The 11,014-nt window shown below is 52.8% G+C and carries 11 protein-coding genes; all 11 read left to right on the plus strand.

Features of this window, described 5'->3' with window-relative positions; all coding sequences use genetic code 11:
- Positions 1-7: 7 nt before the first annotated feature.
- Complete coding sequence (gene holB, locus I2B62_RS13860; RefSeq protein ID WP_195269666.1) at positions 8-970, plus strand: DNA polymerase III subunit delta'; 963 nt, start codon at positions 8-10, stop codon at positions 968-970.
- Positions 971-989: 19 nt separating this feature from the next.
- Entirely contained in the window at positions 990-1,889 is a 900-nt protein-coding gene (locus I2B62_RS13865; RefSeq protein ID WP_195269667.1) for a stage 0 sporulation family protein, read from the plus strand.
- 66 nt (positions 1,890-1,955) lie between these two features.
- Positions 1,956-2,126 (plus strand): 4Fe-4S binding protein, encoded by a 171-nt coding sequence (locus I2B62_RS13870; protein WP_013382801.1) that lies wholly within the window; start codon positions 1,956-1,958, stop codon positions 2,124-2,126.
- Between the two features lie 321 nt (positions 2,127-2,447).
- Complete coding sequence (locus I2B62_RS13875; protein ID WP_195269668.1) at positions 2,448-3,086, plus strand: sugar transferase; 639 nt, start codon at positions 2,448-2,450, stop codon at positions 3,084-3,086.
- A gap of 31 nt (positions 3,087-3,117) precedes the next feature.
- Complete coding sequence (locus I2B62_RS13880) at positions 3,118-4,311, plus strand: glycosyltransferase family 4 protein (protein WP_195269669.1); 1,194 nt, start codon at positions 3,118-3,120, stop codon at positions 4,309-4,311.
- Between the two features lie 12 nt (positions 4,312-4,323).
- Positions 4,324-5,367 carry a polysaccharide biosynthesis protein gene (locus tag I2B62_RS13885; RefSeq protein ID WP_195269670.1) on the plus strand — a complete coding sequence of 348 codons (1,044 nt, stop codon included), beginning with the start codon at positions 4,324-4,326 and terminating at the stop codon, positions 5,365-5,367.
- Positions 5,368-5,377: 10 nt separating this feature from the next.
- Positions 5,378-6,550: an NAD-dependent epimerase/dehydratase family protein gene (locus I2B62_RS13890; protein ID WP_195269671.1), complete on the plus strand. Its 1,173-nt coding sequence runs from the start codon at positions 5,378-5,380 to the stop codon at positions 6,548-6,550.
- Positions 6,507-7,634, plus strand: a complete 1,128-nt coding sequence (wecB, locus tag I2B62_RS13895) for a UDP-N-acetylglucosamine 2-epimerase (non-hydrolyzing) (RefSeq protein WP_195269672.1) — start codon at positions 6,507-6,509, stop codon at positions 7,632-7,634. Before I2B62_RS13890 ends, wecB begins: the two co-directional genes overlap by 44 nt.
- Complete coding sequence (locus I2B62_RS13900; protein ID WP_195269673.1) at positions 7,631-8,713, plus strand: glycosyltransferase family 4 protein; 1,083 nt, start codon at positions 7,631-7,633, stop codon at positions 8,711-8,713. Before wecB ends, I2B62_RS13900 begins: the two co-directional genes overlap by 4 nt.
- A complete protein-coding gene (locus tag I2B62_RS13905; protein ID WP_195269674.1) occupies positions 8,700-10,013 on the plus strand; it encodes a nucleotide sugar dehydrogenase in 1,314 nt (437 codons plus the stop codon). Before I2B62_RS13900 ends, I2B62_RS13905 begins: the two co-directional genes overlap by 14 nt.
- Before the next feature lies 1 nt (position 10,014).
- A complete protein-coding gene (locus tag I2B62_RS13910; RefSeq protein WP_195269675.1) occupies positions 10,015-10,989 on the plus strand; it encodes an SDR family oxidoreductase in 975 nt (324 codons plus the stop codon).
- Positions 10,990-11,014 lie beyond the last annotated feature (25 nt).

Consider the following 11,014-nt stretch of genomic DNA (forward strand, 5'->3'; position numbering starts at 1 on the left):
AGCAGGCATGTTTAAGGCGGTTGTTGAACAGGAGCGGGTCAAAAAGCTTTTGGCGGGGAGTATTGCCAATCATGAGGTGAGCCATGCCTATCTCTTTGTGGGAAAAAAGGGCATTGGAAAAACCATGATGGCCCTTGAGTTTGCAAAGGCCCTTTTATGCCGGGGAGATGAAAAACCCTGCGGCGCCTGTATCCCCTGCGGCAAAATTGAGCATGGCAACCACCCGGACGTTTTAATTACCCATCCGGGAAAGGGCGAGAACGCCATTAAAATTGACCAGATCCGCAGGCTCATCGCAACCCTTCCGGTCAAGCCCTATGAGAGCGAGCTGCGGGTCAGCATTATCAAAGGCGGCGACAAAATGACGCCAGAGGCCCAGAACGCCCTGCTGAAATCACTGGAAGAGCCAGAGCCCCACAATGTTTTCATTATTACCGCGGAAAATCTGGAAAAAATGCTGAACACCATTCGTTCACGCTGCCAGGTGCTGAGCTTTGAGCCGGTGTCGGATTCGGGTATCCGTGAGATTTTGAAACAGAGGGGCCATAAGCCCGGCGAGGCGGTGGACCAGGCGGTTTACAGCTGTGAGGGATCACCGGGAAAGGCTTTAGAATTTCTTGAAAATACTGAGCTGGAAAGCTTAAAAATTGAAGCTTTGAATGTATTTTATGCTATACTAAAGGGAGATACCTTTAAGGCGTTCGCTTTCAGTGAAAAAATCGGGAAGGATAAAAACGCCAGTGTTGAGGTTTTGAATTTTCTGCTTGTCTGGTTTCACAGCATGGCGCTGTTTCTGGAAGGAGCGGAGGACGATGGCAATCCTTATTACAGCTGGCAGGTAAAATACGCTTCGGTTTTGACGCCGCGTCAAAACAGCCGGATCGCGGAAATCCTTTTTGAGTTCATGAATCTCCTGCAGTATAATGTCAACCTGAGACTGCAGTGGGAAAGCGTCTTATTAAAAATATAAATTACAGGAGATACTATAGATGGCAAAATCAGTGGTTGGAGTCCGATTTAAAAAAGTCGGTAAAATTTATTATTTTGATCCACAGAATCTGGAAGTAGAGCAGTACGACCATGTCATTGTCGAAACCGTCCGCGGCGTGGAATACGGCGAGGTTGCCCTCGGCCCAAGGGAGATTGAGGATGACCTGATTACAGCGCCCATCAAGCCCGTTATCCGGAAGGCCACGGATAAGGACACCTCGGATTTTGAACGGCTGAAGCGCAAGGAAATTGAAGCCAAGGATATTTTCATCGAAAAGGCAAGGGCCCATAAGCTTGAGATGAAGCTCATAGACGTGGAATATACCTTTGACAAAAAGAAGGCGATCTTTTACTTTACGGCTGACGGCCGTGTGGATTTCAGGGATCTGGTCAAGGATCTGGCCGCCGTGTTTAAGGTGCGCATTGAGCTGCGCCAGATTGGTGTCCGGGATGAGGCCAAGATCTTTAAAGGCCTGGGTGTGTGCGGCAGAACCACCTGCTGTGCCCAGTGGCTTGGAGATTTTACTCCTGTGTCCATCAAAATGGCCAAGGAACAGAATCTGTCGCTGAATTCCACTAAAATATCCGGTATCTGCGGCAGGCTGCTGTGCTGCCTGACCTACGAACAGGAATTTTACGAGGAAGTCACGAAAAAGATGCCGAGAGTCGGCCAGCAGGTCATTACACCGGACGGCGAGGGCGAGGTTTTTAAACTGAGCATTCTTGAGGAAACCGTGTTTGTCAAAATGCAGCTGGAAAAGGATGAAACCGAAGTCCGAAAATATCTACTGGCAGATATTCAGAAGAAAAAGCAGGAAAAAAAGCCTGATCGCAAGCCAGAACGCAAACGCGAAAAAAAATTCGAAAAAAAACCTGAAAAAGGCAAAAAAGATAAATAATTGTCTTGCTTTAATCAATAAATAAGATATAATAAAATAAATGTTGTTCAGAAAGGGGTGTATTAAATGGCTTACAAAATCACAGACGAATGTATCGCTTGCGGTTCTTGTGCAGATCAATGTCCAGTAGAAGCAATTTCTGAAGGTTCCATCTACGAAATTGATGAAGCTTTATGTACAGATTGCGGCGCTTGTGCTGATCAGTGCCCAGTAGAAGCAATCGTACCTGAAGACTAATAAGAATACAAATAAAAAACACCATTCCTCCGGGGATGGTGTTTTTTTATTTTAGCCGAAAGGCCAAAGCTTTCCATGAGAAAGTTTTGGCCTTTTTCTTCGCTTTTAGTATAGAGTGTGAATTTTTTTAGTTTGTTTTTTTTGGAAGTGTCACATATGGCGCAACTTCTGACCGTGAAAAATCGTTTTTGACGGTATATTCTTTGAAAATTTTCTTTATAATAGATAATGCTATATGGAAAATAGCTAGGAAAAGCGGATTTCAATAAAAGAAGTGGAAATAAACAATTTGACTTTCTGTCATGGAAGGGATGTGAGCGAATGTTTTACAAAAATTATTTGAAATATATGCTGGATATATGCGTGGCAGCGCTGGTGCTGGCGGCCCTGTTACCGCTGTTCGTGGTTATCGCGGCTGCTATCCGGCTGGATTCGGCAGGGCCTGTTTTTTTCAGACAGGTACGCTGCGGCCAGGACGGAAAAGCTTTTGTGATTTATAAGTTCCGCAGTATGTACCAGACGGCACCACGGGACAGAGCGGTAAAGGAGCTCGAGAATCCAGAGCGGTACATTACAAGAACCGGCCGTGTCTTAAGAAACACAAGCTTGGACGAGCTGCCCCAGCTGTTCAATATCATTAAGGGAGAGATGAGCCTTATCGGCCCGAGACCTGTACCGATAAATGAACAGATTTTAAATGAAGCACGGCAGAGAACAGCGGCCGGCCGTCTGCGTCCGGGCATAACCGGCTGGGCGCAGATCAACGGAAGAGACCGCGTCTCTATTTATCAGAAGGTAGCGCTTGACTGTGTCTACGCGGAAGGTCTGAGTTTTAGGATGGATATGATGATTTTTTTAAGGACCATTCTTTATGTGGTCCGCCGTCAGGATATTTTTGAAAAAATGCCGGATGAGGACCGCCGGATTATCGACGAGACAGCTGAGGGCGCCAGCGAATAAGGCGACGCGGTTATTTTACAGGAGAAACGAAATGCGTATTTTTATCATCAGTCAGAACTATTATCCGGATAATTTCAGGATCAATGACCTCTCGGCCACCCTCGTGAAGCGGGGGCATGACGTCAGAGTGCTGACAGGCCTGCCGGATTATGCGACCTCCCGAGTACCAGAGGAATATAAAGGCTTTAAAAACCGGCGGCAGAACATCGGCGGAGTGGAGGTGGTACGGGTGCCGGTTATCGCCCGGAGGAGCGGGATGTTTTTCAGATGTCTGAACTATCTTTCCTTTGCGCTGGCCGCCTGCGTTTACTGCCTGTTTATGCTCTGGGAATTCGATGTGATCTATGTCTATGGTACGTCTCCGGTCACGTCGCTCTGCCCGGCCGTGCTCTTAAAAAGGATGCGGCGTAAAAATATTTTTTATTACTGTCTGGATCTCTGGCCGGAGAGCATGAAGATCGGGGGCGTTTCGGACGAAAGCTTCCTGTACAGGATGGTTGCGGTGTTTTCAAGGTGGCTGTACAGCCAGTGCGACCACATCGCTGTGACCTCCCGCCCCTTTATGGATTATATGGAGCGTATCAACGGCGTATTTCCTGACAGGATGGACTACCTGCCCCAGGACGCCGAGGAGAGCTGTTTAGCCTCAAATTTTACAGCGGTTGACAATGGCGTTGCGGATTTTGTGTTTATGGGCAATATCGGAAAAGTCCAGGATGTGGTCTGCATCATAGAGGCGGCGGAACGGCTCAGAGAAACCCCAGGCATCCGCGTCCATCTGGTGGGCGGCGGTTCCGATGTGGAAAACTGTAAAAGGCTGGTGCGCAAAAAAGGCCTGGAGAAGCGCGTTCTGTTTTACGGGAGAAGGCCGCCGGAGGAAATGGAGAAATACTACCGTCTGGCCGATGCCTGTCTCTTGACGCTGCGGTGTGATACGGCTGTGGGGTTCACGCTTCCGGGCAAGCTCCAGGGCTATATGGCCGCCGGCAAGCCGGTTATCGCGGCGATTGACGGTGCGGCCAGCGAGATTATTGCAGAGGCCGGCTGCGGCCTCTGCGCCAGAGCCGGAGACGCGGCCGGGCTGGCAGAGATGATGCGGCGGTTTGCGAAAAGCCCGGAGAATTACCGTCTTTGCGGCGAGCGTGGACGAAAATACTTTAAAGAGCATTTTGAAAAAGAACGGCATATTACGCAGCTGGAAACAAGGCTGTATGAACTGATATAGAAAGGTAAAAACATGTTGAGAAATAAAACACTGATGATTACAGGCGGGACGGGGTCCTTTGGCAATGCGGTGCTGAAACGCTTTCTGGACACAGATATCCGGGAAATAAGGATTTTTTCCAGAGATGAGAAAAAGCAGGATGATCTGCGCAGGCAGTACAGCGACAGCAAAATAAAATTTTATTTAGGCGATGTCCGGGACCGGGACAGTATCCGCGACGCTCTGCGCGGTGTGGACTATATCTTTCATGCGGCTGCGCTGAAGCAGGTGCCGTCCTGCGAGTTTTTCCCAATGGAGGCGGTAAAAACCAATGTCATCGGAACAGACAATGTCCTGAGCGCGGCCATTGAGGCAGGCGTCAGAAAGGTGGTCTGCCTGTCCACCGACAAGGCCGCTTACCCGATCAACGCCATGGGAACCTCCAAGGCGATGATGGAAAAAGTCTTTATGGCAAAATCGCGGACAGTGGCGCCTGAGCAGACCATTATCAGCGGCACCCGCTATGGGAATGTTCTCTGTTCGCGGGGATCGGTGGTACCGCTTTTTATTGAGAAGCTGAAGGCAGGGGAACCGCTGACGCTGACAGATCCGTCCATGACGCGTTTTATAATGAGCCTTGAGGAGGCAGTGGAGCTGGTGCTGTTTGCCTTTGAGCACGCCGAGCCAGGGGATATCATTATCCCCAAGGCGCCGGCCTGCACCATTGGGACACTGGCCCAGGCTGTGCAGGAGCTCTTTAATGTCCGGCGGGAAATTAAAATCATCGGGATCCGTCACGGCGAGAAGGCTCACGAAACCCTGCTGACCCGGGAGGAAGCCGGGAAAGCCATTGATCACGGGTCGTTTTTCAGAGTGCCCATGGATCAGCGGGACTTGAATTACGAGCAGTATTTTTCGGAGGGGCAGCTGGCTCTTGCCGAGGAATTTAACTCTGGGAACACCGAACGGCTGGATGTCGGACAGGTTAAGGAGAAGCTGAGAACACTGCCGGATATTCAGAAGGAACTGGCCAGCTGGAACCGTATGTCCGGCAAAAAAATTCAGCTGAGCGCATAGGAGTATTGCCATGAAAATATTAGTGACAGGTGCGGGAGGTTTTATTGGAAAGAATCTCATCGCCGCCTTGGAAAACCTGGAAACGCCTTTGGAAAAACCGCAGATTCTGGCCTTTGGACGTCGGGATAACCCGGAAATTCTGGAGCGCTACGTGGCCGAGTGCGATTTTGTCTATCATCTGGCAGGCGTTAACCGGCCAGAAAATGACGAGGCTTTTGCCCGGGTCAATACCGGGCTGACCCAGATGCTGCTGGAGCTGCTTGAAAAGCATAATAACCAGGCGCCTGTGCTGCTGGCCTCCTCTGTTCATGCAGAAACGGACACAGCTTACGGCAAAAGCAAGAGGGAAGCGGAGAGCCTCCTCGTGCGCTACGGCAGGGAAAAAAATGTGGAGATCTTTATTTACCGGCTGCCCAATGTTTTTGGAAAGTGGGCAAGGCCTCACTACAACAGCGTGGTGGCAACCTTCTGCCATCAGATAAGCCGGGGACTGCCCGTCCGGATCGACGATCCCGGGGCTGTGCTGCGGCTGGTCTATATCGATGACGTGGTGAAAGCCATGCTGGGAGCGCTGAACGGACAGGGGCATGAGCTGCCCGAAGCCTGCGAAATAACCGTGGGCGGCCTGGCGGAAAAGATCCGGGGCTTTAAAAAAGCCCGGGAGGCCCTGGAGGTCCCCAATATGGCAGAGCCTCTGACCAAAAAGCTTTACGCCACCTACCTGACCTACCTGCCCGTAGGCCAGCTGAACTATCTGCTGGACGCCCACCGGGATGCCCGCGGAGCCTTTGCGGAATTTGTGAAAACGCCGGACCGGGGGCAGGTCTCAGTCAACATCTCAAAGGCCGGCGTCACCAGGGGTGAGCACTGGCATCATACAAAGAATGAAAAATTCCTGGTGGTGCGGGGAAGGGGAAGAGTGAGGCTCCGCAAGCTTGGAAGCCAGAGAATTCTGGAATACCCGCTCTCGGGAGAGCGTCTGGAGGTACTGGATATTCCCGCGGGCTACGTTCACGCCATTGTCAATGACGGGGATGAAGAGCTGATTACCCTGATATGGGCCTGTGAGGCATTTGACCCGCAGATCCCCGACACTTATCCTCTGCGGATAGAGTGCGGTAGGGAAGAAGGAGAAAGCAATGAAAAAACTGAAGGTTATGACCATCCTGGGCACACGGCCTGAGATTATAAGACTGTCATCGACCATAAAAAAATGTGATCTTTACTTTGACCACGTGCTCGTGCACACGGGGCAGAACTGGGACTACACCTTGAACCAGATCTTTTTTGAAAACCTGGGGCTCCGGGCGCCGGACTATTATCTGGACAGCGCCGGAGAAAATCTGGGAAAAACCATGGGGAATATTATCGCCAGGGCCTATGAGGTCATGGCGGCGGAAAAGCCTGACGCCCTGCTAATCCTGGGCGATACAAACTCTGCCCTGGCCGCTTTGAGCGCAAAGCGCCTGAAAATTCCGATTTTCCACATGGAGGCGGGGAACCGCTGCTGGGACTGGAATGTACCGGAAATGATCAACCGAACTGTTGTGGACCACATTGCGGACATCCACCTGCCCTACACAGAGCATTCAAGGCGCTATCTGCTGGGCGAGGGCATCGACGGAAAAACCATCTTTGTCACCGGGAGCCCCATGCGCGAGGTTTTAGAGGCGCACTGCGAGGCGATCGCGTCATCTGAAATTCTGGAGACGCTGGGGCTTAAGCCCGGAGAATATTTTCTGCTGTCGGCGCACCGGGAGGAAAACATCGACGAGGCCGGGCATTTTGTGAGCCTGATGACTGCTGTTAACCGCATGGCAGAAAAATATCAGCGGCCTGTGATCTATCCCACACACCCGCGGAGCCGCAGGAAAATTGAGGAGCAGGGGTTTGCGTTTCACCCGCTGGTGCGCTCCATCGAGCCGCTGGGCTTTTTCGACTACAATAAGCTTCAGAAAAACGCGCGGTGTGTACTGTCAGACAGCGGGACGCTCTCTGAGGAAAGCGCCCTGCTGGATTTTCCGGCAGTGCTCATCCGGACTTCCACCGAGCGCCCGGAGGTGCTGGACAAGGGCAGCCTGGTGGTTGGCGGCATTACCGCCGAAGAAATAGAGCAGGCGGTAACGCTGGCGGTTCAGATGGCTGAAAACAAGGAGCCCTTTGCGATGCCCGGAGATTACGCCGATGATAACGTGAGCGCAAAGGTGGTCCGGCTGATCCAGAGCTACACTGCCATCGTGAACCAGACAACCTGGAGGAAGCCATGAGGCGGGTCTGTCTGGTGGCGCCGGTACCGCCGCCCTATGGAGGCATTGCCAACTGGACACGGCTGCTGGCAGAATATATTGATGAAAAGCAGCATGACATTCAGCTGGCTGTTTTAAACACCGCGGTGGGCAGCCGGGAGACCGAGGGCAGAAGCCTCTGGGACCGGGTGGTGGTCAGCGGACTGAAAATGCTGGGCTTAAACCAGCGTCTGGGCCGTGAAATCAGAAAAGGCCGTCCGGATATTGTTCATATTACCACCAGTGGACGCCTGGGGATCATCCGGGACCTGCTGCTGTTAAAGACGGCCAGAAGAAACGGCATTCCAACCAGCTACCATATCCGCTACGGAAGAATTCCGCAGATGGAGCGGGAGCAGTCCGGTGAGTGGAAAAGCCAGCTGAAGGCATGCCGCCTGGCGGACCGGGTCATTGTCATTGATTCGCGGACCTATGACTGCCTTAGCCGGTATCTGCCGAAGGAAAAGCTGGCCTATATTCCCAATCCTATCAATCTGGAAAAGCTCCCGGCGCCACGGAAAAGGACAGAGAAGAAAATTGCCTTTTTAGGCTGGCTGACCCCCGAAAAAGGGATACAGGAGCTGCTGTCTGCATGGCAGAACGTGAGCGCGGAAAACCCGGACTGGTCCCTTGAGCTCATCGGGCCATACCACAAGGCCTTTATGGCGGACTTGAGAAAGCGCTTCGGCTTTGAGCGCGTGGCAGTTACCGGCGAGCTAAGCCATGAAGCTGCCATGGACAGGGTTAACAGGGCTGGGATTTTTGTACTGCCCAGCCACACGGAGGGTTTTCCCAACGCGGTTTTGGAGGCCATGGCGCTGGGCAAGCCCATTGTGGCAAGCCGCGTCGGCGCTGTGCCGGATATGTTAGAGGGCTGCGGGGTGCTGGTTGAAAGCCAGAACGCGCAGATGCTGAGTCAGGCGCTGTCCAGACTGATCAATGCTCCGGAGGAGCGCGAAGCGCTGGGTCTCCGGGCCTTTGACCGGGTCAGCGGCTATTACAATCTTGAAAAAATTATCGAGCAATACAACGAAATATGGAGGAAAAATGAGACATTATGAAGCACTTAAAAACAGAGAAACCAAGCTTTCAGTCATCGGTTTAGGCTATGTGGGCCTGCCCATTGCCGTTGCGTTTTCAAAGACGCTTTCCGTCATTGGGTTTGACACCAACGGTGACAAAATAGATGTTTACCGGCAGGGCGAAGATCCCACCAGAGAGGTGGGCAGCGCGGCGGTTAAAAACTGCGGCGTTCACTTTACTGCAGACGAGAAACGGCTGAAAGAAGCGAGGTTCCACATTGTGGCGGTACCCACGCCCATCAAAGAGGACAAATCCCCGGAGCTGGGCCCGGTTGAGGAGGCCAGCCGCATTTTGGGCAGAAACCTGAAAGAGGGCTCGGTGGTGGTTTATGAAAGCACCGTATACCCCGGCGTCACTGAGGAGGTCTGCGTGCCGCTGCTGGAGGAGGCCTCAGGGCTGCAGTGCGGCAGAGATTTTAAAGTCGGCTACTCGCCGGAGCGCATCAATCCGGGCGACAAGGTGCACCGGCTGGAAAACATTGTCAAAATCGTATCGGGTATGGATGAGGAAACTCTGGAGACTGTGGCAGAGGTCTACAGCCTGGTGGCTCTGGCCGGGGTACACCGGGCAGAGAGCATCCGGGTCGCCGAGGCGGCCAAAATCATTGAGAACAGCCAGCGGGATATCAACATCGCCTTTATGAATGAGCTGTCCATTATTTTTAACCGGATGGACATTGACACCCAGGCGGTTCTTGAGGCAGCCGGCACAAAGTGGAATTTTCTGGATTTCACTCCGGGGCTGGTCGGCGGCCACTGTATCGGGGTCGATCCCTATTACCTGACTCACAAGGCTGAGGAGCTGGGCTACCGCTCGCAGGTGATCCTGTCCGGGCGGCGCATCAACGACGGCATGGGCCGTTATGTGGCGGAAAACGCCGTGAAACAGCTGATTAAACAGGATATGACCATTCCCCAGGCCAGAGTCGGGATTTTGGGGTTTACCTTTAAGGAGAACTGCCCGGATACCCGCAACACCAAGGTGATGGACATTATACGGGAGCTGCGGGAGTACGGCATCGAGCCCCTGGTCTGTGACCCGGAGGCTGACGCCGGAGAGGCCAGAGAGGAGTACGGCGTGGAGCTGGCAGATATGAGCCAGCTTGAACAGCTGGACCTGTTGATGGTGGCTGTGGCGCATCAATGCTTTGAGGAAACGGCTCCGGAGAAATGGACCGGGGCGTTTAAAAATCAGAAGGAGAAAATTCTTTTTGACCTCAAGGGCATTTATGATAGGGAGGCCTGCGAGGCCTGCGGCTACACCTACTGGAGGCTGTAAAATGAACAGCGGATTTTATTTATTTCCAGAGAAAAGCCGTTTTCTGGTCACTGGCGGGGCGGGCTTTATCGGGTCAGCAGTCTGTGAGGCCCTGTTGGGCATGGGGCACCCTGTGCGCTGTCTGGACGATCTGTCAACCGGAAGCATGGAAAACATCCGGTCCTTTTCAGACAATCCACAGTTTGAGTTTATCCGCGGAGATATCCGTGATTTTGAGACCTGCATGGCAGCCTGCCAGGGTATGGATTACGTCTCCCACCAGGCCGCCTGGGGCAGCGTTCCACGCAGCATCGAAATGCCTCTGCTGTATGAGGACATCAATGTCAGGGGCACACTGAACATGCTGGAGGCCGCCAGGCAAAACGGCGTCAGACGCTTTGTCTACGCGTCCTCCTCTTCGGTCTACGGCGATGAGCCGGCGCTGCCCAAGAAAGAAGGCCGGGAGGGAAACGTCCTGTCGCCGTATGCCCTGACCAAGCGCACCGCCGAGGAGTATGCCGGGCTCTACACAAGACTTTACGGACTGGAAACCATCGGCTTCCGGTATTTTAATGTCTTTGGAAAACGGCAGAATCCTGATGGCGCCTACGCGGCTGTGATTCCGAGGTTTGTCAAGAGCCTGATGGCAGGCAAAGCGCCGGTGATCAATGGTGACGGCAGCCAGTCAAGGGATTTCACCTATGTGGAGAATGCGGTGGAGGCTAATCTGAAGGGCATGCTTGCCCCAAAGGCCGCGGCCGGTGCGGCCTACAACATCGCCTGCGGGGCTCAGACCAGTCTGAACAGCCTGCATCAAAAGCTCTGTGTGCTTTTAGACAGGCACATCGCCCCGGTGTACGGCCCCGAGCGCCAGGGCGATATCCGTCACTCCAATGCCGATATCTCAGCGGCGGAAAATATGCTGGGGTACAGCCCGGAATACAGCTTTGAACGCGGCCTTGAACAGACCATCGGCTGGTACCGGAAAAACCTGTAATACGGAAAAGAATTCATGAAGGATT

Source organism: Eubacterium sp. 1001713B170207_170306_E7, assembly GCF_015547515.1.
Lineage (GTDB): Bacteria > Bacillota > Clostridia > Eubacteriales > Eubacteriaceae > Eubacterium.

Coding starts and splice junctions, on each gene's coding strand:
- holB (WP_195269666.1), top strand. CDS start 8: ATGTTTAAGGCGGTTGTTGAACAGGAGCGGGTCAAAAAGCTTTTGGCG.
- I2B62_RS13865 (WP_195269667.1), top strand. CDS start 990: ATGGCAAAATCAGTGGTTGGAGTCCGATTTAAAAAAGTCGGTAAAATT.
- I2B62_RS13870 (WP_013382801.1), top strand. CDS start 1,956: ATGGCTTACAAAATCACAGACGAATGTATCGCTTGCGGTTCTTGTGCA.
- I2B62_RS13875 (WP_195269668.1), top strand. CDS start 2,448: ATGTTTTACAAAAATTATTTGAAATATATGCTGGATATATGCGTGGCA.
- I2B62_RS13880 (WP_195269669.1), top strand. CDS start 3,118: ATGCGTATTTTTATCATCAGTCAGAACTATTATCCGGATAATTTCAGG.
- I2B62_RS13885 (WP_195269670.1), top strand. CDS start 4,324: ATGTTGAGAAATAAAACACTGATGATTACAGGCGGGACGGGGTCCTTT.
- I2B62_RS13890 (WP_195269671.1), top strand. CDS start 5,378: ATGAAAATATTAGTGACAGGTGCGGGAGGTTTTATTGGAAAGAATCTC.
- wecB (WP_195269672.1), top strand. CDS start 6,507: ATGAAAAAACTGAAGGTTATGACCATCCTGGGCACACGGCCTGAGATT.
- I2B62_RS13900 (WP_195269673.1), top strand. CDS start 7,631: ATGAGGCGGGTCTGTCTGGTGGCGCCGGTACCGCCGCCCTATGGAGGC.
- I2B62_RS13905 (WP_195269674.1), top strand. CDS start 8,700: ATGAGACATTATGAAGCACTTAAAAACAGAGAAACCAAGCTTTCAGTC.
- I2B62_RS13910 (WP_195269675.1), top strand. CDS start 10,015: ATGAACAGCGGATTTTATTTATTTCCAGAGAAAAGCCGTTTTCTGGTC.